22 protein-coding genes and 2 pseudogenes are annotated in these 23599 nt (G+C 68.3%); 15 read left to right on the forward strand and 9 right to left on the reverse strand.

What is annotated here, in order from left to right; all coding sequences use genetic code 11:
• Nucleotides 1-11: 11 nt before the first annotated feature.
• A complete protein-coding gene (locus tag ACQ86A_RS08810) occupies nucleotides 12-1229 on the forward strand; it encodes an inorganic phosphate transporter (RefSeq protein WP_431280158.1) in 1218 nt (405 codons plus the stop codon).
• Nucleotides 1226-1558 (forward strand): peptidase, encoded by a 333-nt coding sequence (locus ACQ86A_RS08815; RefSeq protein ID WP_431280159.1) that lies wholly within the window; start codon nucleotides 1226-1228, stop codon nucleotides 1556-1558. Before ACQ86A_RS08810 ends, ACQ86A_RS08815 begins: the two co-directional genes overlap by 4 nt.
• A 117-nt stretch (nucleotides 1559-1675) precedes the next feature.
• On the opposite strand, the gene ACQ86A_RS08820 is transcribed toward ACQ86A_RS08815, so the two are convergent.
• Complete coding sequence (locus ACQ86A_RS08820) at nucleotides 1676-2953, reverse strand: uracil-xanthine permease family protein (RefSeq protein ID WP_431280160.1); 1278 nt, start codon at nucleotides 2951-2953, stop codon at nucleotides 1676-1678.
• Between the two features lie 87 nt (nucleotides 2954-3040).
• Here ACQ86A_RS08820 and ACQ86A_RS08825 point away from each other — a divergent pair, with 87 nt between their 5' ends.
• The 6 genes and pseudogenes from ACQ86A_RS08825 (at nucleotide 3041) to ACQ86A_RS08850 (ending at nucleotide 9429) form a co-directional block, all read left to right on the forward strand.
• Nucleotides 3041-4498, forward strand: a complete 1458-nt coding sequence (locus tag ACQ86A_RS08825) for an NCS2 family permease (RefSeq protein WP_431280408.1) — start codon at nucleotides 3041-3043, stop codon at nucleotides 4496-4498.
• A gap of 118 nt (nucleotides 4499-4616) precedes the next feature.
• A complete protein-coding gene (locus tag ACQ86A_RS08830; RefSeq protein WP_431280161.1) occupies nucleotides 4617-4940 on the forward strand; it encodes a DUF4190 domain-containing protein in 324 nt (107 codons plus the stop codon).
• A gap of 322 nt (nucleotides 4941-5262) precedes the next feature.
• Nucleotides 5263-5786, forward strand: a pseudogene (gene trmB / locus ACQ86A_RS08835) (tRNA (guanosine(46)-N7)-methyltransferase TrmB).
• A 9-nt stretch (nucleotides 5787-5795) separates the two neighbouring features.
• Entirely contained in the window at nucleotides 5796-7178 is a 1383-nt protein-coding gene (locus tag ACQ86A_RS08840) for an aldehyde dehydrogenase family protein (protein WP_431280162.1), read from the forward strand.
• A gap of 135 nt (nucleotides 7179-7313) precedes the next feature.
• Complete coding sequence (locus ACQ86A_RS08845) at nucleotides 7314-8834, forward strand: aspartate ammonia-lyase (RefSeq protein ID WP_431280163.1); 1521 nt, start codon at nucleotides 7314-7316, stop codon at nucleotides 8832-8834.
• Nucleotides 8835-9036: 202 nt separating this feature from the next.
• A complete protein-coding gene (locus ACQ86A_RS08850; protein ID WP_431280164.1) occupies nucleotides 9037-9429 on the forward strand; it encodes a RidA family protein in 393 nt (130 codons plus the stop codon).
• A 3-nt stretch (nucleotides 9430-9432) separates the two neighbouring features.
• Here ACQ86A_RS08850 and ACQ86A_RS08855 read toward each other — a convergent pair whose 3' ends face one another.
• Nucleotides 9433-10353 (reverse strand): alpha/beta fold hydrolase, encoded by a 921-nt coding sequence (locus tag ACQ86A_RS08855; RefSeq protein ID WP_431280165.1) that lies wholly within the window; start codon nucleotides 10351-10353, stop codon nucleotides 9433-9435.
• A gap of 95 nt (nucleotides 10354-10448) precedes the next feature.
• Between ACQ86A_RS08855 and ACQ86A_RS08860 the strand changes: the two are divergent.
• A pseudogene (locus ACQ86A_RS08860) lies at nucleotides 10449-11323 on the forward strand (fumarylacetoacetate hydrolase family protein).
• A gap of 34 nt (nucleotides 11324-11357) precedes the next feature.
• On the opposite strand, the gene ACQ86A_RS08865 reads toward ACQ86A_RS08860, so the two are convergent.
• Nucleotides 11358-12122, reverse strand: coding sequence for a glycosyltransferase family 2 protein (locus ACQ86A_RS08865; RefSeq protein ID WP_431280166.1), 765 nt, complete (start codon nucleotides 12120-12122; stop codon nucleotides 11358-11360).
• A 47-nt stretch (nucleotides 12123-12169) separates the two neighbouring features.
• Nucleotides 12170-13666: an AlkA N-terminal domain-containing protein gene (locus ACQ86A_RS08870; RefSeq protein WP_431280167.1), complete on the reverse strand. Its 1497-nt coding sequence runs from the start codon at nucleotides 13664-13666 to the stop codon at nucleotides 12170-12172.
• Nucleotides 13667-13813: 147 nt separating this feature from the next.
• On the opposite strand from ACQ86A_RS08870, the gene ACQ86A_RS08875 reads away from it, so the two are divergent.
• Nucleotides 13814-15205 (forward strand): FAD-binding oxidoreductase, encoded by a 1392-nt coding sequence (locus ACQ86A_RS08875; protein WP_431280168.1) that lies wholly within the window; start codon nucleotides 13814-13816, stop codon nucleotides 15203-15205.
• Between the two features lie 85 nt (nucleotides 15206-15290).
• On the opposite strand, the gene ACQ86A_RS08880 is transcribed toward ACQ86A_RS08875, so the two are convergent.
• The 4 genes from ACQ86A_RS08880 to ACQ86A_RS08895 form a co-directional block, all read right to left on the reverse strand.
• On the reverse strand, nucleotides 15291-16802 hold the full coding sequence (locus tag ACQ86A_RS08880; protein ID WP_431280169.1) for a carboxylesterase/lipase family protein: 1512 nt from the start codon (nucleotides 16800-16802) through the stop codon (nucleotides 15291-15293).
• Nucleotides 16803-16812: 10 nt separating this feature from the next.
• On the reverse strand, nucleotides 16813-18144 hold the full coding sequence (locus tag ACQ86A_RS08885; RefSeq protein WP_431280170.1) for an MFS transporter: 1332 nt from the start codon (nucleotides 18142-18144) through the stop codon (nucleotides 16813-16815).
• Between the two features lie 216 nt (nucleotides 18145-18360).
• Nucleotides 18361-19341: an ROK family protein gene (locus ACQ86A_RS08890; RefSeq protein ID WP_431280171.1), complete on the reverse strand. Its 981-nt coding sequence runs from the start codon at nucleotides 19339-19341 to the stop codon at nucleotides 18361-18363.
• A complete protein-coding gene (locus tag ACQ86A_RS08895; RefSeq protein WP_431280172.1) occupies nucleotides 19338-19574 on the reverse strand; it encodes a hypothetical protein in 237 nt (78 codons plus the stop codon). Before ACQ86A_RS08895 ends, ACQ86A_RS08890 begins: the two co-directional genes overlap by 4 nt.
• A 261-nt stretch (nucleotides 19575-19835) precedes the next feature.
• Between ACQ86A_RS08895 and ACQ86A_RS08900 the strand changes: the two genes are divergently transcribed.
• The 5 genes from ACQ86A_RS08900 (at nucleotide 19836) to ACQ86A_RS08920 (ending at nucleotide 22347) form a co-directional block, all read left to right on the forward strand.
• Nucleotides 19836-20210, forward strand: a complete 375-nt coding sequence (locus tag ACQ86A_RS08900; protein WP_431280173.1) for an FKBP-type peptidyl-prolyl cis-trans isomerase — start codon at nucleotides 19836-19838, stop codon at nucleotides 20208-20210.
• Between the two features lie 155 nt (nucleotides 20211-20365).
• A complete protein-coding gene (locus tag ACQ86A_RS08905) occupies nucleotides 20366-20749 on the forward strand; it encodes a VOC family protein (protein ID WP_431280174.1) in 384 nt (127 codons plus the stop codon).
• Entirely contained in the window at nucleotides 20689-21138 is a 450-nt protein-coding gene (locus tag ACQ86A_RS08910; protein ID WP_431280175.1) for a VOC family protein, read from the forward strand. Before ACQ86A_RS08905 ends, ACQ86A_RS08910 begins: the two co-directional genes overlap by 61 nt.
• Nucleotides 21139-21284: 146 nt before the next feature.
• A complete protein-coding gene (rpsO, locus tag ACQ86A_RS08915; protein ID WP_271178153.1) occupies nucleotides 21285-21554 on the forward strand; it encodes a 30S ribosomal protein S15 in 270 nt (89 codons plus the stop codon).
• Between the two features lie 115 nt (nucleotides 21555-21669).
• Nucleotides 21670-22347 carry a lysoplasmalogenase gene (locus tag ACQ86A_RS08920; protein ID WP_431280176.1) on the forward strand — a complete coding sequence of 226 codons (678 nt, stop codon included), beginning with the start codon at nucleotides 21670-21672 and terminating at the stop codon, nucleotides 22345-22347.
• A 9-nt stretch (nucleotides 22348-22356) separates the two neighbouring features.
• On the opposite strand, the gene ACQ86A_RS08925 is transcribed toward ACQ86A_RS08920, so the two are convergent.
• On the reverse strand, nucleotides 22357-23559 hold the full coding sequence (locus ACQ86A_RS08925; protein ID WP_431280177.1) for a low temperature requirement protein A: 1203 nt from the start codon (nucleotides 23557-23559) through the stop codon (nucleotides 22357-22359).
• Between the last annotated feature and the right edge of the window lie 40 nt (nucleotides 23560-23599).

Here is a 23599-nt window from a genome sequence, read left to right on the forward strand (position 1 = left end):
GAAAGGCGCCGGTGGATCTCACCCTGATTGTCGTGCTGGTCATCGCGCTGGCCCTGTTCTTCGACTTCACGAACGGTTTCCATGACACCGCGAACGCGATGGCCACGCCCATCGCGACCGGGGCCATGCGACCGAAGGTCGCCGTCGCGCTGGCAGCGGTCCTGAACCTCGTCGGGGCATTCCTCTCCACGGAGGTCGCCAAGACGATCTCGGGCGGCATCATCAAAGAGGGCGACGGCGGTGTGCAGATCACTCCGGAGCTGATCTTCGCGGGGCTCGTCGGCGCCATCATCTGGAACATGGTCACCTGGCTGCTCGGCCTGCCGTCGTCGTCCAGTCACGCCCTCTTCGGCGGTCTGATCGGCGCCGCGATCGTCGGGGTCGGCTTCGGAGCCGTCGACTTCCTCGTCGTGCTCGACAAGGTCATCCTGCCGGCCGTGATAGCCCCGGTGACGGCCGGAGTCGTCGCATACAGCGCCACCAAGCTCGCGTACTGGATCACCCGCCGCTACGACGGTCGACCGGATGGCCGCGGCGGGTTCCGCTACGGCCAGATCTTCTCGTCGTCCCTGGTGGCGCTCGCCCACGGCACGAACGACGCCCAGAAGACGATGGGGATCATCACTCTCACGCTGATCGCCGCGGGCCTGCAGACGGCCGGCAGCGGTCCGGAGCTGTGGGTGATCGTGTCGTGCGCGCTCGCGATCGCGATCGGAACGTACTCGGGCGGCTGGCGCATCATCCGCACCCTGGGCCGCGGACTCACCGAGGTGAAGCCCGCGCAGGGCTTCGCAGCCGAGACGGGCACCGCGGCGACCATCCTGGCCTCCAGCCACCTCGGCTTCGCCCTCTCGACGACGCAGGTCGCCTCCGGATCGGTCATCGGCTCCGGGCTCGGCCGGCGTGGGGCATCCGTCCGCTGGGGCACGGCAGGCCGGATCGCGCTCGGCTGGTTGCTGACGCTGCCCGCGGCGGCGATCGTCGGCGGCGTCGCAGCGTTCCTCGCGGGATTCGGCCCCGTGGGCATCCTGATCGACCTGGTGATCGCCGTCGCCATCATCACGACGATCTTCGTCCTCTCCCGTCGCAACAGCGTCGACAGTGAGAACGCGGTCGCGCCGCTGCCCGTTCAGGGTGCCAGCGAGGTGGCCGCATCCGGTCGCGCGGTCAGGATCAAGAAGGTCAAGCCGCTGAAGAAGCCGCGCGACCCCAAGAAGGAGTCAGCATGATCGACTGGGGAGCCTTCCTGATCGTCTTCGCCGCCTCCCTCATCGGGTCGTGCGTCGTCGTCGGCTTCTACGCCCTCGGCACGCGTCTGCTGGCCGTCGCCGGACGCGCGCTCTTCGTCGAGCCGGTCGAGTTCACGGATGCGATCACCGTCATCTCGCCGGAGGAGGCGGCCCGCGCCGCCAAGAAGGCCAAGAAGGCCCGCAAGCGCAACCCGCTCACGGATGGTCAGAAACGCGCCGCGCTGACCGGCGCGTACGCGTGCTTCACGGTCTGCGGAGCCGCCGTGCTCTACGGGCTGTACCTGATCATCCCGTTCTTCCACCAGTAGGCAACACCGGCCGGATGTCTCACCGGCACCGGCCGGCCCCCGGACACAACGGAGCCGCGCGGACAATGGCGTCCACGCGGCTCCGTTGTAACTTCTGCTGTTTCGTGTTCCTCGTCGTCAGTCCGTTCCCCGCCAGCGCGCCACCGTGCGCATCAGGTGGTAGACGACGATCGCGGCGATCGTGCCGAGCGCGATGCCGTTGAAGGTGAGCTGGCCGATGTTCAGCGTGAAGTCCGCGATGCCGACGATGAGCGCCGTCGCCGCGGTGAACTGGTTGACCGGCTTCGAGAAGTCCACCTTGTTGTCGATCCAGATCTTCACGCCGATGATGCCGATCAGGCCGTAGAGGGCCGTCGTCACGCCGCCGAGCACGCCGGCGGGGATCGTGTTGATCACGGCGCCGATCTTGGGGGAGAGGCCGAGCAGCACCGCGACGATTCCGGCCACCCAGTACGCCGCCGTTGAGTAGACCTTCGTCGCTGCCATCACGCCGATGTTCTCGCCGTATGTCGTCGTTCCGGAACCGCCGAAGAGACCCGCGAGGGTCGTCGCCAGACCGTCGGAGAGGAGCGCGCGTCCGGTGAGCTTGTTCACGGAGGGATCGGTCAGCTGGGCAACTCCGCGGATGTGTCCGACGTTCTCCGCCACGAGCACGAGCACGACGGGCAGGAAGGCGGGCAGGATCCCGAACGTCTGAGCCGGGTACTGGAATGGGTTCGTCGCGAGCGCGAACTGCGGGAGGCCGATCCAGTCCGCCTTCGCGACCTGGGAGAAGTCGACCTGGCCGACGATGACAGCGAAGACGTAGCCGACCACGACCCCGACGAAGATCGCCAGTCGCCCGAGCAGACCCTTGAACAGGACCGTGCACAGGATCACGGCCAGCAGGGTCACCAACGCGGTCCACGGCGCCTTGACGAAGTTGTCGCGGGCCGCAGGCGCCAGGTTGAAACCGATCAGCGCGACGATCGCACCCGCGACGACCGGTGGCATGAGCGCGTCGATCCAGCCGGTTCCGGTGAGGATCACGATCGCGCCGACGATCGCCAGCAGCACGCCGACCGCCGCGATCCCGAAGAGGGCGCTCCCCATCCCGTTGCTCGCCGTCGCCGCCGTGATGGGCGCGATGAACGCGAACGAAGAGCCGAGGTAGCTCGGCAGTTTATTGCGGGTGATCAGGAGGAAAAGTATGGTTCCGATGCCCGAGAAGAGCAGCGTGGTGCTCGGCGGGAAGCCGGTGAGGACCGGGACGAGGAACGTGGCGCCGAACATCGCGACGACGTGCTGGGCTCCGAGTCCGATGGTCCTCGGCCAGGTGAGCCGCTCGCCCGGAAGGACGACCTCGGACGCCCCCACGTTCTTTCCGTCACCGTGCAGTTTCCAGGGCAGTGCCATTGACGTCCTTCGTGTCGAGTTGGGCTTTAGGCTTGACGGGCGCGATTCGCACACGACAAGCCCTCCGAGATACTACGGGAGACCATCATTTCCGCTCCGGCCAAACCCACGACACCCGCCCCGACGTTCAAGGGGCGTCTCGACGGCTTCTTCGAGATCACCAAACGCGGCACGACCTGGGCCACCGAGGTGCGCGGCGGTGTGCTGACGTTCGTGACGATGGCGTACATCGTCATCCTGAACCCGCTCATCCTAGGCGGCACTCCGGATGTGGCGGGCCACTCGCTGCAGGGAGCCCAGGTCGCCGCGGTGACCGCGCTCAGCGCCGGCTTCATGACGGTGCTGTTCGGCCTGGTGGCGCGGCTGCCGTTCGCATTCGCGGCTGGGCTCGGCATCAACTCGTTCCTCGCGGTCAATGTCGTGCAGATCCTGACCTGGCAGGAGGCTATGGGTCTCGTCGTCATCAACGGCCTGATCATCGTGCTGCTGGCGGCTACCGGCCTGCGGCGGCTGATCTTCAATGCGGTGCCCGCACCGCTGAAGACCGCGATCACGGTCGGCATCGGTCTCTTCATCGCGTTCATCGGATTCGTCGACAGCGGTTTCGTTCGTTCGACGAACATGTCGTCGCCGCCGGTCCAGCTGGGTGAGGCCGGCTCGATCGCCACGGCTCCGACCCTGATCTTCCTACTCGCCCTGGTGATCATGGGCGTGCTGATGGCGCGCAAGGTCAAGGGCGCCCTCCTGATCGGCATCGTCGCGGCGACCGTGGTGGCCATCATCGTCGAGGCGATCTTCCACGTCGGCCCGTCGCTCGGCGGCAAGAACCCCGCCGGCTGGAACCTGACGGTACCGCAGCTCCCGTCGTCGCTCGTCTCGCTGCCGAACCTGAGCCTTGTCGGTCAGTTCGACCTGTTCGGATCGTTCGGCCGAATCGGCGCCCTGGCCGCGATCATGCTCATCTTCACCCTGGTCTTCACGAACTTCTTCGACGCGATGGGATCCATGACCGGGCTCGCCCGATCTGCCGGACTCGCCAACGAAGACGGAACCTTCCCGCGCCTGCAGTCCGCGTTGATCGTCGAGGGCGTCGGTGCTGTGGTCGGTGGTGGCACGTCGGCGTCGTCCAACACGGTGTTCGTCGAGTCCGCATCCGGAATCGGTGAGGGCGCCAAGACAGGGTTCGCGAGCGTCGTCACCGGCGTGCTCTTCCTGCTCGCGATGTTCTTCACGCCGCTGACCCAGGTCGTCCCGCTCGAGGTGGCCGCCGCCGCGCTCGTCGTGGTCGGTTCGCTGATGGTGTCGCAGATCCGCTACATCGACTTCAGCGAGTTCTCCGTCGTGCTGCCCGTGTTCCTCACGATCATCGTCATGCCGCTGACGTACTCGATCGCGAACGGCATCGGCGTCGGCTTCATCAGCTGGGTGCTCGTCCGCTCGCTCGCCGGAAAGGCCCGCGAGATCAGCCCGCTGCTGTGGATCGTCGCAGCCGGGTTCCTGATCTACTTCGCCCGCGGTCCCATCGAAGCCGTGCTGCCCCAGTAGCAGCACCCGGGGGATTCCGGGGGTTTCCCTGAGCTGAATCGGGGGATATCCCGATGGTGGCCTGCACGCGCTCCCGGTTGACTCGGTAGTACCAGATCAACCGAGGAGAACCACCATCATGACCAACTTCGCAGGCCCCCAGACAGCCTCCACCGCGTACGCGGCGCCCACCGGGCCGATCGCCCAGCCGGCGAGGACGCTCAGCATCACGAGCCTCGTGCTCGGGCTCGCTTCCATCGTCTTCAGCTGGACCTTCGTCGCCCCGATCGCAGGACTCGTCGTCGGCATCCTGGCGCTCAAGCAGGAGCCGGCAGGCAGGACGATGGCCATCTGGGGCATCGTGCTCAACGCCGTCATGCTGGCGGGTGCCGCGTTCATCGCCTTCGCTACCATCGTCGGCGCCGGCATCGGCCTCGCCTTCCTCCCGCTTACCTGGCTGTAGCAGGTACCTCCCACCGCTTCCCCGTCCCGACGGCTTCCGGGCCGGCCCGGAGCGCTGGGATGAGGGGTCGCAACACGCCGTCCGTGGGCTTCGCGGAGCGGCGTGTCGCGACCCCTCCTTTCGTTCTGGCTCGGGATGCGTGGGCGATGGGGGAAAATAGGGTGTGGAGAACCAGACCCGACCCCGTAGTTTCGTCACCCGTGGACGCCGAACCGAGGCGCAGCAGCGCGCGATCGACAAGCTCTGGCCGGTGTACGGGATCGACCTGGGCGATGTCCCGCTGAACCTCGACGAGGTCTTCGGGCGGCGCGCTGAGCGCGTCGTGGAGATCGGCTTCGGCGATGGTGAGAACCTGCTGACACTTGCGGCCCGGCATCCGGAGCGCGACTTCGTCGGCATCGAGGTGCACGGCTCCGGGATCGGGCGCGTGCTCAACGAGGCGAGCATCCGGGGCCTCACGAATCTGCGGGTGATCCGTCACGATGCGGTCGAAGTGCTCGAGGAGAGCCTGCCCCCGAAAGCATCGACGAGATCCTGATCTTCTTTCCCGACCCGTGGCCCAAGCTGCGGCACCACCGGCGACGGATCGTGCAGCCGGCTTTCGCCGAGCTGCTCGTGCGGGTGCTGAAGCCCACCGGTGTACTGCGGCTCGCCACCGACTGGGAGCACTACGCCGACCACATGATCGTGGTTCTGGATGCCGCACCCGGCCTGGTCAACGCGGCCGGTCCCGGCGGCTTCGTGGCGCGCCCCGACGACCGCCCGATCACCAAGTTCGAACGCCGGGGCGAGCGTCTCGGACACACGATCAAGGACCTGGAGTATCGCAGGGTCGCGCAGCCTTAGGATGGCGGAATGACCCTGGCTCAGACCGTCGAAGCTCTCCGCCGCACCTACGATTCGGGCATCACGAAGCCCCTCCCATGGCGGTTCGCCCAGCTGGCGGCCCTGCGCAGGATGCTCACCGAGCGTTCCGCCGAGTTCGAGGATGCGCTGCTCGCCGACCTCGGCAAGAACCCCACGGAATCTCAGATCGCCGAGCTCGGGTTCGTCGTCGGCGAGATCGACCACGTCGTGCGCCACCTTCGCCGGTGGTTGAGGCCGCGGCGCGTGTCGGTGCCGGGCGCTCTGCTGCCGGCCCGGGCATCCGTCGTCCGCGAACCGCTCGGCGTGGTGCTCGTGATCGCACCGTGGAACTACCCGGTGCAGCTGCTGCTGGCCCCTGTCGTCGGTGCTCTCGCCGCGGGGAACGCCGTGCTGGTGAAGCCGAGCGAGCTCGCTCCGGCGACGTCGGCCGTGATGGCTCGGCTCATCCCCGAATACCTCGACCCGCGGGCGGTGTCCGTCGTCGAGGGCGGGGTCGAGGAGACCACCGAGCTGCTCGAACAGCGCTTCGACCACATCTTCTACACGGGCAACGGACGCGTCGGCCGGATCGTCGCTGCCGCAGCCGTGAAGAACCTGACCCCGGTCACCCTCGAGCTCGGCGGCAAGTCGCCGGTCTACGTCGACGACAGCGTCGATGTCGACGCGGCGGCTCAAAGGATCGCCTGGGGCAAGTTCATGAACGCCGGCCAGACGTGCGTCGCGCCGGACTACATCCTGGCGACCGCTGCGGTCGCCGAGCGTCTCGCCGGCGCCCTCGAGCGTGCGGTGCGCGCGCTCTACGGCGACGACCCCGCCACGAGTCCCGACTACGGCCGCATCGTCAACGACCACCAGTTCGACCGGCTCAGTGGGCTTCTGGATGCGGGAACCACCGTCACCGGCGCGACCGCCGATCGCGCATCCCACTACCTAGCCCCGACCGTGCTCAGGGACGTGCCGCGCGACGCCCCGGTCATGCGCGAGGAGATATTCGGGCCGATCCTCCCCATCGTCACAGTCTCGGGGCTGGACGACGCGATCTCGGTCATCAACGGTGGCGACAAACCACTCGCGCTCTACGTGTTCAGCGATAGCGCGCGCGTTCGCAGGCGCATCCTGACCGAGACGAGTTCGGGAGCGGTCGGGTTCGGTGTGCCGGCCGCCCACCTCGCCGTGGGCGGACTGCCGTTCGGCGGCGTCGGCGACAGCGGCTCCGGCGCGTATCACGGCGAGAATTCGCTGCGTACGTTCAGCCACGAGAAAGCCGTGCTCACGAAGTCGTTGAAACCCGACACGATGAAGCTCATCTACCCGCCGTACACCGAGGCGAAGGACAAGTTCGCACGTGGTCTGCTGCGCAAACTCGGCTGACCAGGAATCCTCCCGTGTCTACCAGGGGAGGGCGGTAACCTAGAGGGGTCGACGGCCACGAACCAGTCGACACCTGCAGGATGCCACCGCACAACGAGAGGCAATGGAGCCACCGTGATTTCCCCCAGCTCAACGATGGAAGAGCCCAAGACCCGCCCGATCCCGGTTGTGGATGCCAGTGAGAACGTCTCCGACGTTCCTCCGCCCACCGCCGATGGCGGCCCCGTCAGAACCGAGAGCGACTCGCTCGGCACCCGAGATATTCCGGCCGACGCATATTGGGGCGTTCACACCTCCCGAGCGCTCGAGAACTTCCAGATCGCCAAGCGGCCGATCTCCGTGTATCCGGATCTCATCGTCGCCCTCGCGAGTGTGAAGCAGGCGGCCGCGCGCGCCAACCTCGAGATCGGTGTTCTGGATGCGCACAAGGCCGACCTCATCGACCGCGCCTGCCAGCTCATCATCGACGGCAAGTTCCACGACCAGTTCGTGGTCGGCGTCATGCAGGGCGGTGCGGGCACCTCGACCAACATGAACGCGAACGAAGTGATCGCCAACGTGGCGCTCGAGCTCGACGGCCACGCCAAGGGCGACTATCAGTTCATCAGCCCGATCGACGATGTCAACCGCAGCCAGAGCACGAACGATACGTACCCGACGGCCATCAAGATCGCTCTGACCTTCGCTCTGGGGCACCTGCTCGACCAGCTCGCGCTGCTGCGCGACTCGTTCGCGGCGAAGGGCGTTGAGTTCCGCCACGTCCTCAAGGTCGGCCGCACGCAGCTTCAGGATGCGGTCCCCATGACGCTCGGCCAGGAGTTCCACGGTTTCGCGACCACGCTCACGGAAGACCACGCCCGCCTCACCGAGACAAAGTGGCTGCTCGCTGAGATCAACCTGGGCGCCACCGCGATCGGCACCGGGATCACGGCCGACCCCGGCTACGCCGAGGCCGCGGTGCGTCACTTGAACGCGGTCACGGGCCTCAACCTCGAGACGGCGCCCGACCTCATCGAGTCGACCAGCGACGCCGGTGCGTTCATGTCGTTCTCCGGATCCCTGAAGCGCAGCGCCATCAAGCTCTCCAAGATCTGCAACGACCTGCGCCTGCTCTCGAGCGGCCCGCAGGCGGGCCTCGGCGAGATCAACCTCCCGCCGCGCCAGGCGGGTTCGAGCATCATGCCCGGCAAGGTCAACCCGGTCATCCCCGAGGTCGTCAACCAGGTCGCCTTCTCGGTGGCCGGCGCCGACGTCACCGTCACGATGGCGGCGGAGGGCGGCCAGCTCCAGCTGAATGCCTTCGAGCCCGTGATCGCCCACTCGCTGCTGCAGAGCATCACCTGGATGACCCAGGCGTTCCACACCCTCCGGGTCAACTGCGTCGACGGCATCACCGCCAACGAGGAACGCCTCGGAGCGATGGTCGGCTCGTCGGTGGGCGTGATCACGGCACTCATGCCGCACATCGGCTACTCCGCTGCGGCCGCGCTCGCGAAGACGGCTCTGCTCACCGGTGCCAATGTGGCCGACATGGTCGTCGACGCCAAACTGATGAGCCGCGAAGAGGTCACCAAACTGCTCTCGCCGGCCCGCCTCAGCGGCATCGAGACGATCACGAGCGCGATCCCCGTCGTCACCCCGACCGACCTCGAGTGAGCGGCGGGCTCGGCTGACGTTCCCCGGCACGCCCTGCCCGCCCTTCTTCTGCGCACCTTCCCATCCCGCGCGCCGAGTGTGGAGTTTCTACCGGGACACGCCCGGGAAAACGGTAGAAACTCCACACTCGATGCGCGCGGCCTGTGGAAGGCGTGGGTGTCGGGGGGTGGGGGAGACTCGGGGGAACCGAGGAAGGGAACTCATGATGAGCAGTGAAGCCACACCGGTCGACCCGCCGGAGTTGTATCGCAGTCCTGCCTTCGCGCAGGGAATGATCCTGCCTGCAGGGCGCACGCTCTACGTCGGCGGCCAGAACGGAACGGACAGTTCGGGCGAACTGCTCGACGGCCTCGGGCCGCAGACCGAGCAGGCGCTGCGCAATCTGCTCGCCGTACTTGCGGCGGCGGGGAGCGGACCGGAGTACGTCGCGAAGCTGACGATCTACCTCGCCGCAGGGATCGACCCTTCCGACGGCTATGCCGCGACAGCCTCGGTCTGGGGCAACCGTCGCACGGCAGTCACCGTGCTGGCCGTGACACCTGCGCGACCCGGAGCCCTCGTCGAGATCGACGCGGTGGCGGCGGTTCCCGACTAGGCGTCAGCGACGCTCCTCGGCCCGCTCGGATCGGTGGAAGAGGGCGAGCATGTCTCGGGCGAGCTGGTGCGGGGCTGTCTCGCACGGGCTGTGGCCCGTGGTGTACACCGCGAGTGTGGCGCGGAGCGCCTGCGCGTTTTGCGCGTGCAGGTGCGTCGGCCAGAGGTCGTGGTTGCCGGTGGCGACGAGGATCGGGACGGTGCTCTGCGCGACGCGCTCACGCACATCCGGAACCCGCTTCATCAGCCCGACGATGTCGTCGACGCTCGAGCGCCGGGTGAGCGAGAATCGCGACCGCACGAAGGCGAGACGCGACGCCGGAACCTTGTTCTTGTTGGTGACGATGCCCCAGATCATGAGACCGGCGCCCTGGTGGCCGTTCAGGAACCAGCTCAGCCAGCCGATCACGCGCACACCGCGGAAGGCCTGACCGGGCTCGGGCGGGGTCGTCAGCAGCGTGAGGCTGCGAAAGAGTTCAGGATGTTCGGTCAGCGCGAGCTCGGAGAGCACGCCCGCGAACGAGTAGCCCAGAACGTGGGCGGGCTCGCCCGACCGCAGGAACGCCAGGACATCGCCGACGAGCAGCTCGTACGTGTAGTGGCCGCCCGCCACCGGCCCGGCATCCGCCGATTCGTATTGGCCCGCGAGATCGAAGCTCTGCACGAAGTACCCGCCGGCGACCAGAATGGGCGCGAGCAGGTAGAAATCCTCTTTCGACCCGGTCACGCCGGGAATCAGAACGACGCGCGGGTCGGACGGATCGCCCAACTCGACCACGGCGAGCTCGCCGCTCGGCGCGGGGAAGCGTGAGAATCGCGCACCGACGGGCGCGATCGACCAGTCGATGTCGGGAAGCCCGGCATCCAGACGCGCAGCGTCGTCGTCGCCTCCGGCGACTCCGGGTCGCCTCTCACCGATGGACACAGCACCACGCTAGCCGACACTCACGACGTTTGCAGTCACCGCCCGCGCGAGCGCGCGATGCACGAACATCCGACTGCGGCAGATAGCCTTGACCGGTGAGATTCTCGCACCTCAGTTCCACATCAGACCCGACGCCGCGTCTGGCAGCCATCATCGGCGATGGCGCCCTCTTCCTCGACGAGGTGATGGACGAGGCCCCGCGCGATCTGCAGGACCTCATCGAACGCGGCGATGCAGGACTCGCACACGTGCGTGCCGTCGTCGACAACGCGATCGCGCAGCACACCTCGCTCACGCCCGTGCGCGGCCTTCGACACGCCTCCGCCGTGCTGCGACCGCCGCAGGTGATCGCGATCGGCGCCAACTATGCGGCGCACGCCTCAGAACTCAAGCTGCGCACGGAGAAGGCCGCGACCGTCTTCTCCTCTGGCCCAACTCGCTTGCCGGCCACGAGGGCACCACGACCTGGCCCGAAGACCTCACCACGCAGGTCGACTACGAGGCCGAGCTCGGCGTGATCATCGGCAAGCCGGCTCGGGATGTGCCGGTGCGCGACGCCCTCGACTACGTCTGGGGTTACACGGTGGTCAACGACATCACAGCGCGCGACCTGCAGTTCTCCGAGGCGCAGTGGTCGAGGTGCAAGTCGTTCGACGGATTCACGCCCAACGGCCCCGTCGTCGTCACGGCCGACGAGATCAGCGACCCTCAGGATCTGTGGCTCACGACGAACGTGGACGGAACGATCCTGCAGGACTCGTCCACAGCCGACATGGTGCGGTCGGTGGCGGAGATCATCGAGTTCCTCTCGCGCTCGGCGACCGTGCAACCCGGAACGCTCATCTCCACGGGCAGCCCGGGCGGCGCCGGATACTCGCGCACCCCGCCCGTCTTCCTTCGCGACCGGTCGACCGTCACAGTGTCGATCGGCGGGATCGGCTACCTCACGACCTACTGCCGCGTCAGCTGACCTGAGCCGGCTGACCTGAGCCAACTGACCTCGGTCAGGCGACGGCGCCCGGCAGGTCCTGGGCGTGCTCCTCTTCCCAGCGGCGGCGAGCGGCGCGGCGGCGCCACGGAGACTCCTCCGGCAGGTGCATCCTGAGCGTCGTGTAAGCCCAGCCCAGCCGGCGACCGAAGCCGCGCCAAGTGGAGAACGGTCGCGCCGAGATGCCGACAGTGAGGCGCTCGTCGTAGCGGACGACCTGATCGGGGTCGAGGTGGATGGCGAGGTCGAGGTCGTCGTGGATCGCGCGCAGTCCGCGGTGCACGCGGCCGCGCATCCTGTCCCAGACGTCTCTGCGCATGGCGAAGTTGGATCCGAAGATCGGCGGATGCCCGAGCCAGATCTCCATCGACCAGAAGTAGCCGCTGATGTAGAGGGTCTGGCCGAGTCCGGCGATGATCGTGTTGCCGTCGTAGAAGATGCCCGGGCCGGTGAGCACGCTGATGTCGGGGGAGTCGACGAACTCCGCCTCGATGTGCAGGAGCCAGTCCACCGGGGGCCGGGAGTCGGCGTCGAGGCGGGCGATGATGTCGCCGGTCGCTGCGTCGTAGCCCGCCGAGGTCGCGGGCCAGATTCCCCGCGTGGTCTCGGTGATCACGCGGGCGCCCCCGGCACGCGCCACGGCAGCGGTGTCATCGGTGCTGCCGTTGTCGACGACCACGATCTCGTCGGCCGGCCGCAACTGGGCCGCCAGATCGTCGAGACACCGCGCCAGCATCTCGGCGTCGTTCAAAGCGGGAATGACTACGGTGATGGAGGGCACGCCTCGTCGTCCTCCTTCACCGATCCCACGGTTTCTTCACAGAAAGCCTACGCCTGGGAGGACCGCCAGAGATGCATTCCGGCGTAGCTGCGCCACGGTGCCCACCTCGCGCCGTACCCGGCGAGTGCCCGAGCGTCGCTCGGCAGACCGAGTTTGGCGGCGCCCTGCCGGATCACGAGGTCGCTCGTGAGCAGGATGTCCGGGCTTCCGAGCACGCGCATCGCGACGTAGCCCGCCGTCCACGGCCCGATCCCGGGGCGCGCCATCAGCCTCGCCTCGAGCTCCTCCCGCGACTCGCCGACATCGATCACGAGCTCGCCGGTGGCCAGCGCTCGCGCTGTGTCGACGATCGTGTCGATGCGCTTTCCCGGACCGCGCAGCACATCGCGTCCGTGCTCGGCGATCTGCGTCGCCGTGGGGAAGAGCCGGGTGAAGCCGCCGATGTCGACCGGCTCGCCGAGCGCATCCGTCACCCGGGCCAGCGCCGTTCGAGCGGCGGGAACCGAGATCTGCTGGCCGATCAGGGCGCGGAACAGGATCTCCTCGGCGTCGACGGCACCGGGAACGCGTCGGCCGGGCGCGGCGGCGACGCTCGGCGCGAGCGCGGGATCCGACGCGAGCGCTTCGTCGATCGCTTGGGCGTCCGCATCCAGATCGAGCAGTCGACGGATTCGCGCGACCAGGGGAGCGAGGTCGGCCACGTCGGTGAGTGTGGTGTCACACACGACGTGCGGTGACGTATCCGTGCCGCCGAGGCTCAGCCGCACGACGGCCGGGCCATGCGGGAGCGCGAGCACGCGGGCGTATGTGCCGTCGACTGCGAGCTCGACTCCAGCAACCGCGCGCGCCGCGAGGAAACCGAGGATCGGGGTTCCGTCGAAGGGTGCCCGAGCGGGCAGCCGCAAGGTGAGGGATGCGGCGCGCGACTCGCCGGGATGGGTGCGCACCGCGGGCCGCCCTTTCGCAGCCGCGCGGATGTCGCCCGGCGTCGTCCGATAGATGTCGGCCATGGTCTCGTTGAACTGGCGCACGCTGGTGAACCCGGCCGCGAACGCGACATCGGTGATCGACAGCTCGGTTCCGGCGAGGAGGAGCCGGGCGGTCTGCGCGCGGTGAGTGCGGGCTAGTGCCAGCGGTCCCGCCCCGAGTTCGGCTTGGAGTACACGACCGAGGTGGCGCGGCGTATAGCCGAGTCGGTGAGCGAGCCCGGGGACGCCCTCGCGCTCGACCGTGCCGTCGGCGATGAGACGCATGGCCCGGGCGGCGAGGTCATCGCGCACGTTCCACTCGGGGGAGCCGGGCACGGCATCCGGAAGACACCGCTTGCAGGCGCGCAGCCCGGCCTCATGCGCCGCGGCGGCCGTGAGGTAGAAGGTGACGTTCGTGGGTTTGGGTGAGACAGCCGGGCAGCTCGGACGACAGTAGATGCCGGTCGAATGCACGCCGGTGATGAACTGGCCGTCGAAGCGCGCATCCCGAGCGCTCATCGCCCGGTAGCGTTCGGCGAAAATCGGGTCTGCGAGCTTGTCTTGTTCTGGTGCCACGACCTCAGTCTGACACCGGCCACCGACCCGAGATAGCGGAATTCGGACATCACCGCAGAGCCGAGCGCAGGCTCAGCGCAGGCCGAGCGCGAGGCGGGATGCCCACCGATTGGGCCGGACGCCGACGACCTCCGTAAGGTGAAAGCCATGGATGTTCTTGAGTGGCTCGCAGCCGCCCTCGGTGACGAGGCCGTGGCCGCCGGAGTGCTGACCGTCGACGACGCGGAGCTCGAAGCCGCCCGCACGGACAAGTCGGGCTGGATCGCCGACGGCCGCCCTCTAGCCGTGGTCAAGGCCACGACGGTCGCGCACGTGCAGGCGGCCCTGCTGGCCGCGAGCGAGTTCCGAGTGCCCGTCGTTCCGCGCGGTGCGGGCACAGGTCTCGCAGGCGGCGCCAACGGTACGGACGGCGCGATCGTGATCAGCGTCGCCGGCATGAACCGCATCCTGGAGATCTCGGTGGAGGACGAGCTCGCGGTCGTCGAGCCCGGTGTCATCAACGCCGACCTCAACGCGGCGCTGGAGCCGTTCGGCCTCTGGTTCGCGCCGGATCCGGCGAGCAAGGCCATCTCCACGGTCGGCGGCAACATCGCCACCAACGCCGGCGGCTTGCTCTGCGCGAAGTACGGCGTGACGCGCGAGGCCGTGCTGGCCCTCGATGTCGTTCTCGCCGACGGCCGGCTCATCAAGACCGGTCACCGAACGGTCAAGGGGGTCACCGGCTTCGACCTGACCGCGCTGTTCGTCGGATCGGAGGGGACGCTCGGCGTCATCGTCGGCGCGACCGTGCGCGTGCTCCCGGTGCCGCCCGGCACGGCCACGACGATCGGTGCACTGTTTCCGGATGTGCGCAGCGCGGCGTCCGCATCGGCCGCGGTCACCGCATCCCGTCTCCGTCCCGCTGTCATGGAGTTGCTCGACGGGCCATCGCTCACGGCGATCGCCGCGTTCCTCGGCGAGCAGACCATCCTGGACGCGTTCGGTGCAACGGGAGGCGGCAGCTACCTGCTCGTGCAGTTCGACGGACTGAGTTCGGCGGCCGACGCTGCTGCCGCAGCCGAGGTCATCCGCGACGCGGGCGGCACGGTGCGCGTCTCCGCCGATGCCGAGGAGGGCGAGCGACTGCTGGCCATCCGTCGAGCGTTCCACCCCGCTCTCGAGGCGACCGGCGAAGTGCTGATCGAGGACGTCTCGGTGCCCCGCTCGAAGATGCCCGAGATGTTCGCCGCGATCGAGAGCATCAGCGAGCGCTACGGCATCCCGATCCCGACCGTCGCGCACGCCGGTGACGGCAACCTGCATCCGAACTTCGTCTTCTCGGGCACGGATGTTCCCCCCAAGGTCTGGGATGCGGCCGGCGACCTCTTCCGCACGGCCATCGAGCTCGGCGGCACCCTGACCGGCGAGCACGGGGTCGGCGTGCTCAAGCGACGGTGGCTGGCCGACGAGCTCGGCCCCGACTCCTACGATCTCCAGGTCAAGCTCAAGTCGGTCTTCGACCCCATGGGCATCCTGAACCCGGGCAAGGTCTTCGGCTGACGCTCGCCCGATCGCGAGAACCCCGCGCGCCCGCTGAAAGGGTCGGGCGCGCGGGGTGGCAGACGGCGGCGCTGGGCGCCGGACGTCAGGCCGTGACGGGCTCCGTCAGCAGCACCTCTACGTCGGCGTAGCCGTCGTTGTCGGTATGCGACGGCACGTCGAAGACCCGCGTGCTCCCGGTTGCCTCGTCGAACGCCGTCCACCCGGGGTTCCCGCCGGTGATGAACGCGACGGCGGCGCCGTGCACGTCATCGGCGAGCGCCTGGGGCGGGTTCGCTCCGGCGATGTTCTCCACGCGCTCGGCATCGAGGCAGTCGAAGAAGAACGGCATGTCGAGGCAGTGGCAGGCTCCGCCGATCGTGGGTGACGGCCACGAGAAGCGGTACAGCCAGGTCGGGGCGCCCTGCCGTGCACGGGCGGTGGCGAGCGTGACGGCGGTGACCCGGAACATCCGGTCGGTGATGTACTGCCCGATGAGGTCGGCGGTGCCGCGCTCAGGATGCGATGCCACGTACGCCTCGACGGTCGCGTCCGGCAGTCCGAACTTTCCGAGGATCGCTGCCGCGGGCACCGCCGAGAGCACCTCCGCCTGCGGGGCGAGCGCCATATTGAACTCGTCGTCCGTCGCGCCGAGAACGAGTTCCTTGTCGGCGGCGACGCCCCGGGCGAGGGCGTCGGCCACGGATTCGGGGAGCACATCGCCGTCGACGACGGGTCCCCAGGTGAGGCCGCCCGCAGCGAGCTGCACCAGTGGTGCGAGCGGGTCGCCCTCGGGGTCGGCTTCCGCGATGGGGGAGGCCACCCGATCCTGAAGCCCCAGGATGGTCTTCTCGTCGAGGGTGCTGAGGCCGGCCCTGGTCGGGGCGACACCGGCAAGCGCCGCGAGCTGGCGTCCGAAGGTTTCGGCGTCGGCGAGCGGGAGGTCGCTGGTCGCACCCGAGATGCAGATCGCGCGGTTGAAGAGGGATGCCGCCGCCGGGACCGCGAGCAACGACAGCACGGCGCCGCCTCCCGCCGACTGGCCGGCGATGGTCACTCGCGCGGGATCACCGCCGAACGCGGCGATGTTGTCGCGCACCCACTCGAGAGCGAGGATCCAGTCGAGGATCGCGCGGTTGTGCGGAGCGTCCTCAATCCAGCCGAAGCCGTCGAAGCCGAGACGGTACGAGACGGAGACCGTCACGACCCCGTCGCGGTTGAATGCGGCGCCGTCGTACCAGGGGCTCGCGGGTGATCCGGCGACGAACCCGCCGCCGTGGATGTAGACGAGAACCGGGAGCAGCGCATCCGTCGAGCCCGCCGTCGGAACTGTCGGCGTGAACACGTTGACGTTGAGCGTCGACTCACCGGCGATCGACGGCTCCGGGATGAGCGTGATCTCCGACAGGGCGGCCCGCTGCGGCGTCGCACCGTACGCCGTCGCATCGAGCACGCCCTCCCAGGGCGAGTGCGCGACAGGGGCGGCGAACCTCAGATCGCCGACCGGCGCCTCGGCGAACGGGATGCCGAGAAACGCGGCCGATCCATCGCGCTGCACGCCGCGCACGCGGCCCGCTGCGGTGACGACCTCGGGGGAGTCTGTGCTGGGGATTGTCATGGTTCTGCTCCTATCTAACGCTCTTGATGGGGATGAGCGCGAAAGCCGCGAGCGCGACGGCGATCATGCCGAAGATGAAGAGGGCCTGGTATCCGCCGAGCGCACCGATCAGCAGGGCAGCGATCGACGGGCTGAGGGCCTGCGGGATGTTCGTCGCCACGTTCAGGATGCCCAGATCCTTCGCCGCCGCAGACCCGCCACCGGGCAGCACCTCGGTCATGAGCGCGGTGTCGCAAGCCATGTACAGGCCGAACCCGAACCCGTTGATGGCGCTCATGACGAGCATCCCGGTGAGGTTCGGCATGATGAGCGGCGCGGCAAGGCCCAGGATCATCAGCACACTGGCGACGTAGATGAACACCTTGCGACGGCCGAGCTTGTCGCTCAGCCAGCCCGCGAGGGAAACGGAGACGATCGTCGTGATCAGGGAGGCGACGCTGAGCAGGGCGATCGCCGATGTGGCGGCGGGGATGCTCAGCTTGATGTAGTCGGTGAGGATGAACAGCTGGTACCCGAAGGTGACGAAGTAGCCGAGGATGAACAGGAACCGGGCCGCGAACGCCCACGCGAAGTCGGGGTTCTGACGCGGGTTGATCCAGAATCCGGCGAGGAACTGCTTCCAGCTGAACGGCGGGTGCACGGCGTTCTTGCTGGAGTAGTCGCGGTTGATGAGCACGAACGCGAGGGTGACCACGAGCACGGTGACGCCGAAGATCGTGTACCCGACGCCGAAGTTCGCGGCGAACTGCCCGGCCACGATCACGCCGATGGTTCCGCCGGCCATGGTGCCGATCCCGACCATCGCGGAGGCGACACCGCGCTTGCTGCGCGGGAACCGGTCGGGCGTGATCGCGGTGAGCGGCCCCTGCATCGCGTTCAGCGAGACCTGGATGACGACCCAGAAGATTGTGATCCAGAGGATCGAGCTCAGAGTGCCGAGCCCGGCCAGCAGCACTGCGCCGATCGCGGCGCCGATGATCATCCAGGGCGCCCGTCGACCCATCCTGCTGCGGGTGCGGTCGCTGAACGCTCCGACGATCGGCTGCGCGAACAGCACGAAGGCGAAGGATGTGGTGGTCACGATCGCGAGGTTGCCGATCTTGTTGGCCGGGTCGATCGCGGTGACCTGCAGCGGCAGGAGCACGGCGATGAGGCCGGAGTATGTCGCGAAGAGCACGAGGGATGTGATCGCGAGCGAGGGGAGCAGTCGGCGTGTGGCGGAGGGGGATACGGGGACGGTGCCGAGGTCGGCGGCGCCGAGATGGGTGGGGGCGGGGGAGGCGGCCGACGCGGTGGCGGCAAGGGGTTCGACGGCGTCGAACTCGGGGGGAACAGTGGACACAACACTCCTCTTCGTTGAGTTTGCTGTGGCTCATCGGGGAGCCGGGCGACAAAAACCGAGTGTCGCTAGGTATCGAGTATCACCGGTTCTCTCGAATAATTCAACCCCCGAACCAATGTGGGATGCGTCGAGTTGCGCTGAATCGACCTTCCCGAGCGCCACGAAGGTCGATTTGCCGCAACTCGACGGCGCGGAGACGGGATGCGGCGGCGCGCGCTAGTGCGCGTCGGCGAGGGCGAGCGGGTCGGCGAGGAGGGCGTCGCGCAGCAGGGAGAGCGCGCCGAGCAGTGCGGCATCCGGGCCCAGGCGTCCGGCGACCACGGCGGGGGAGTCGACGCCCGAATCGGTCGGTGCCAACCGCATCCGCCGCTCCGCCGCCTCCGAGATGATGTCTGCGAGCTCGGCCCAGTATCCGCCGAGAACGACGAGTTCGGGGTCGACCGTCATCCTCAGGATCGCGATCGTGCGCGCCACCCACTCTGCAGCGGTCGCGAACGCAGAAACCGCCGCGGAGTCGCCGGAACGCACCCGCTCGACCAGAACCTGCAGGGCTCGCGTGAGACCCTCGCGCTCGAGAACGTCGTCCAGTCCCGCTTGCGCGAGCACCGCATCCGGACCCGCCACCGTAACGAGGCAGCCGTGCTGGCCGCACTCGCAGAGCAGGCCGTCGTGGTCGACGGCGACATGCCCGATCGCGCCCGCGAACGAGTGCGCGCCCTGGAGGAGGGTGCCGTTCGCGATGATCGCGCCGCCGATGCCGCTGTTGCTCTTCAGGTACAGCACGTCGCGCACGCCGGTGAGAAGGTCCGCTTCGGCGAGTGCGGCCGGGGCGTCAGAACTGAGGGTCGTGTTCGTCGGGAGCTTCGGCAACCGCGCCCGCAGCCCGGCGAGAACGTCGACGCGTCCCCAGCCGAGGTCGGTGTCGGCGAGCACGACCGGCGGTTCGCCGACCACGGGCGCAAGCACGACGACTGTCAGACCCGCCACTTCGCGGCCCGCGACGCTCAGTGTCTGCATCGCGGAGGCGAGCACACGGGCGGCGACGTCGAGCACCGCATCCGGTCTCCCCATGGGCCGGCCGTGGTGTTCGGATGCGCGCAGCAGCTCGGCGCCCGCCAGATCGTGTGCGAGGAAGATCACCTGGTCGGCGTCGATCTGCACGGCGGCGAGGGCGATTCGATCGGCCGTGACGCTCAACAGCGTCTTCGGCCGTCCAGCCCCTCGCTCGGGACGACCTCGGCTTCCCGCACGAGTCCGGATGCCGTGAGCAGGCCGACCAGAGCGGTCACCGATCCGCGCGCGAGGCCGGTGGCGGTCGCCAGCTCGCTCCGTGCGCTCGGGCCGTCGGCGATCAGCCGGCGCAGCAGCAGGGAGAGGTTGTGGGTGCGCACGTCCCCGCTGACGAGGCTGGCGGGCGCGGGACTGCTCATGTCTGAAAGCCTGTCACAGGCCGAAGCGATGCGGGGGCGAAACCGGCGCGATCCGGCAGCGACCCGCCCGTTGAACAGACTCATCGCCCGGTGGTGCGGCGATGCCTGCGACTCTCCCGGGCGACGAGTTGATCTGTTGATCTACCTCCAGGGTGCCCCGCATCGTCGAGGAGCGCAAGAGGTAGTTTGCGGTCGCCGCCGCTGTGACGCGCTCAGCGAACGCGCTTTGACGCGTCAGCCGTGACCGAGTTGGATGGAGCCATGTCAGAAAACACCAACCAGAAGCCCGAAGTCGACGCCCCCGAGGGACCGGCGCCCGAGCAGCTCGAGATCGTCGACATCGTCGAGGGATCCGGCGACGTCGCGACCGCCGGTTCGAAGGTCGATGTCCACTACCTCGGCGTGGAGTACGAGACCGGCGAGGAGTTCGACTCGTCGTGGAGCCGCGGGCAGTCCATCAACTTCCCGCTCAACAACCTCATCAAGGGCTGGCAGGACGGCATCCCGGGCATGAAGGTCGGCGGTCGCCGCAAGCTGACCGTTCCGCCCACGCTGGCGTACGGCCCCGTCGGCGGCGGTCACCCGCTCTCGGGCAAGACCCTGATCTTCGTGATCGACCTCCTCGGCGTCTCCTGACCCGCTGACCCGCTAACGCGATCGAGCCGACCCGCTAACGCGATCGAGTACAGGAGAAATGCCCCCTCAGCCGCGGCTGAGGGGGCATTTCTCCTGTACTCGATCGCGTTGCTGACTCTCGCGTGCGGTGGGGGCGCGGGCGTATCGTGTGGGCCATGCCGATCATCGACTCCTTCCCGCAGGGCACACCGATCTGGGTCGACCTGCAGAGCACCGATCAAGCGGGGGCGGCTGCGTTCTACCGGCAGCTCTTCGACTGGGAGGCGCCACCGGCGTCGGCGGAGACCGGCTGGTACTCGGTCGCCACGATGCGCGGGGTCCCCGTGACCGCGATCGGCCCGTTGCCCGAATCCTTCGGAGAGAACGGCCGGTCCGTCTGGACCACGTACTTCAGCGTCGACGACATCGATGCGTCGGCCGCTGCCGCAAAAGCATCGGGCGGGCAGGTGCTCCTCCCTCCCGGCGAGCTCGCCCCGGGGTGCAGCTGTCCATCGTCGCGGATCCGGCAGGTGCCGTCTTCGGTCTCTGGCAGAAGGTGAACGACTCGCCCTGGCTGCGCGAGGAACCCGGCGCCGTCGACTGGCTCGAACTCGTCGAGGCGGGATGCGAGGACGCGTTCGACTTCTATGAGAACGTCCTCGGCGTGGGCACGAGCCAGATGGCCATGGGAGACGGGGTCTACTCGCTCTTCGACGTCGGCGAGACCAGCGTGGCCGGCGCGATCGAACCGGTCGCGGACATCCCGCCCCACTGGCTCGTGTACTTCAACGTGGCCGACCTCGACGCGGCCGTCGTGCGACTGACCGAGCTGGGCGGGGCCGTTCGAGGCGAGCACGCGTCGGCGCCGGGCGTCGGTCGCTGGATCGGCGTCGTCGATCCCTATGGCGCTGCCTTCGCGCTGCTCGAGCCCGAACCTGAGGCCGCGTGACCCGAGCCCGAGGCCGCCTGAGCGCGGGGCCGTCGCCAGTCTCCGTCTGGTAAGCTTTCCAGGTTGCCGTTTGAACGGCCGCGGATAAAGAGAGCCCAGGCATCCTGCCCAGGGCACCGCGCAACGAGAGAAAGGGGATCCCCTCTATGGCACTTGATGCAGACGTCAAGAAGGCGATCATCGAAGAGTACGCGACCCACCCCGGTGACACCGGATCCCCCGAGGTCCAGGTTGCAATCCTGACCAAGCGGATCAAGGACCTCACCGAGCACCTCAAGGAGCACAAGCACGACCACCACTCGCGTCGTGGCCTGCTGCTCCTGGTCGGCCAGCGTCGCCGCCTCCTCGGCTACCTGTCGGACATCGACATCAACCGGTACCGCGCGCTCATCGAGCGTCTCGGACTGCGTCGATAACCTCAGGAGCCGAAGCGGCAGCAGCTCATCGCTGATTCCGCGAGCTTCTTCAAGACGGGCCGTCACCTTCGGGTGGCGGCCCGTTTTCGTTCGTCCCGGGCTCTAGAGTCTTCCTGTGGCTCTCCCGTTCCTGCCGTACACCGTTGTCGGCATCCTGCACCTGGTCGCGCTCTTCGTCGGAGCCGATTCCGTCAGCACGCTCACGAAGCCGCTGCTCATGCCCGCCCTGCTCATCGCGTTTCTGTGGGCGCTGCCGAAGCGCCGCGGGGAGGTCGCTGTGCTGGGCTCGCTGGCCATCCTCTTCGGCTGGCTCGGTGATGTCTCGCTCCTGGATGCGGGCGCAGGCTTCCTGATCGGCCTCGGCTTCTTCCTGCTCGGCCACCTCGCATACGTCGTACTCTTCGCGCGCAGGATGCGCATCCGTCGGCGTCCGCGCTGGTGGGCCGCCATCTACCTGGTGTGGTGGGTGGCGCTGGTCGGTATCCTCGCCCCGCACGCCGGCGCCCTGCTCGCCCCTCTCGCCGCCTACGGGATCGTTCTGGGCGCGCTCGCGGTCACCGGATCGGCCTGCAACCGCTGGATCGCCGTCGGCTCGGCCTCGTTCCTCGTCTCCGACACACTGCTCGGGCTCGACCGGTTCCTTCCGGGCTTCGCCCTCTGGCAGGTCGACTTCTTGATCATGCTGACCTACCTGGCGGGGCAGGGACTCATGGTCTGGGGTATCGTCCGGCACGCGAAGTCGGCGTCCGGAGCCCGCGGCTTGCTCTCTCGCGCCGTTCAGCAAGCGTCGTAAAGCAAGAACTCAGGCGGCTGCCGCCCCGGTCACGCGGGTTCCGGATGCGCGCAGGTGCACGTCGAGCAGCGTCGCGGCGACCAGCGCAGACGCGACCACTGCCACGCCGATGATCACCCCGCCGAGCCCGATCAGCGGAGCCGCGAGCGGGAGCAGGAGCAGCAGCACGACCGCGATCAGCGTCTTGAGCGGCCGGATGACGACGTCCGGCACGAGCGGCGCGTGCAGCACCCAGAGCATCGCGAGGAACACCGCGACCGGAACAGCGACCGAGTATCCGATGGCCGCCGCCGGAACCTCCCCGTGTCCGGCACCCGGCTGCACTGCGACCTCGAGCCCCGCACCGATCGCGGCGAGGGAGGCGAACACGAGGTAATGCCCGTACCCCCAGTAATACGATCGGTTGCGGTGGCTGCTGAGTCCCTCGGCCGCCGGCTCGAGAAAGTACAGCCACCAGAGCGCGAAGAGCAGCACGAGCCCCGCCACCGCGATGACGATCAGCTCGCCACCGAACCCGTCGTTCGCTAGCGAACGCTGCACGCCGATCGTCGCGGCTGACACCGACTCGCCGAGCACGATGATCGTGAACAGTCCGTAGCGCTCGGCGATGTGGTGCGGGTGCCACGTGGTCTTGCCCGTCCGTTCCGCCCAGATCGGCACCGAGAGGTCGAGCAGGGCGAGCACGATGAACGTCCAGAGACCCCACGACTCCGGCATGGCGAGACGGCTCACCCAGCCCACCTGAACCACCGAGATGCCGATCGCGTACCGCAACGCCGTCGCGCGGCCTTCAGGATGCTCGACCGCCGCACGCACCCATTGGGTCACCAGTCCGACGCGCATGACCAGGTAGCCGATCGTGATCGCGGTGTAGTTCTGCTCGTCGAACGCCGAGGGGACCCCCGCCGCGAGCACGAGCACTCCGGCCATCTGCACGAGAGTCGTCAGCCGGTACGGCACGTCGTCTGTGTCGTACGCGGACGCGAACCAGGTGAAGTTCATCCACGCCCACCAGATCGCGAAGAAGACCATGAGGTACGGGCCGAGCCCGCTCAGGGCCTGGCCAGCCTCGGTCTTGTGCGCCAGCTGGGCCGACACCTGGGCGATCGCGACCACGAAGGTGAGGTCGAACAGCAGCTCCAGGGGGCTCGAGACGCGATGCGACTCGTCGGTGGAGCGGCCCGTCATGCGGATGCGGAAGGCGGAGGTCATAGGAACATTGTTGCGGTCTCGCGGCGCGGATGCGCCACGA

It is taken from the genome of Leifsonia poae, assembly GCF_050632195.1.
Taxonomy (GTDB): domain Bacteria; phylum Actinomycetota; class Actinomycetes; order Actinomycetales; family Microbacteriaceae; genus Leifsonia; species Leifsonia poae_C.

Excerpts from the sequence above, each read along its gene's own strand:
- ACQ86A_RS08905 (WP_431280174.1), top strand. The coding sequence starts at position 20,366 with ATGCCGATCATCGACTCCTTCCCGCAGGGCACACCGATCTGGGTCGAC.
- rpsO (WP_271178153.1), top strand. The coding sequence starts at position 21,285 with ATGGCACTTGATGCAGACGTCAAGAAGGCGATCATCGAAGAGTACGCG.
- ACQ86A_RS08830 (WP_431280161.1), top strand. The coding sequence starts at position 4,617 with ATGACCAACTTCGCAGGCCCCCAGACAGCCTCCACCGCGTACGCGGCG.
- ACQ86A_RS08815 (WP_431280159.1), top strand. The coding sequence starts at position 1,226 with ATGATCGACTGGGGAGCCTTCCTGATCGTCTTCGCCGCCTCCCTCATC.
- ACQ86A_RS08850 (WP_431280164.1), top strand. The coding sequence starts at position 9,037 with ATGATGAGCAGTGAAGCCACACCGGTCGACCCGCCGGAGTTGTATCGC.
- ACQ86A_RS08875 (WP_431280168.1), top strand. The coding sequence starts at position 13,814 with ATGGATGTTCTTGAGTGGCTCGCAGCCGCCCTCGGTGACGAGGCCGTG.
- ACQ86A_RS08820 (WP_431280160.1), bottom strand. The coding sequence starts at position 2,953 with ATGGCACTGCCCTGGAAACTGCACGGTGACGGAAAGAACGTGGGGGCG.
- ACQ86A_RS08925 (WP_431280177.1), bottom strand. The coding sequence starts at position 23,559 with ATGACCTCCGCCTTCCGCATCCGCATGACGGGCCGCTCCACCGACGAG.
- ACQ86A_RS08840 (WP_431280162.1), top strand. The coding sequence starts at position 5,796 with ATGACCCTGGCTCAGACCGTCGAAGCTCTCCGCCGCACCTACGATTCG.
- ACQ86A_RS08880 (WP_431280169.1), bottom strand. The coding sequence starts at position 16,802 with ATGACAATCCCCAGCACAGACTCCCCCGAGGTCGTCACCGCAGCGGGC.
- ACQ86A_RS08900 (WP_431280173.1), top strand. The coding sequence starts at position 19,836 with ATGTCAGAAAACACCAACCAGAAGCCCGAAGTCGACGCCCCCGAGGGA.
- ACQ86A_RS08845 (WP_431280163.1), top strand. The coding sequence starts at position 7,314 with ATGGAAGAGCCCAAGACCCGCCCGATCCCGGTTGTGGATGCCAGTGAG.
- ACQ86A_RS08895 (WP_431280172.1), bottom strand. The coding sequence starts at position 19,574 with ATGAGCAGTCCCGCGCCCGCCAGCCTCGTCAGCGGGGACGTGCGCACC.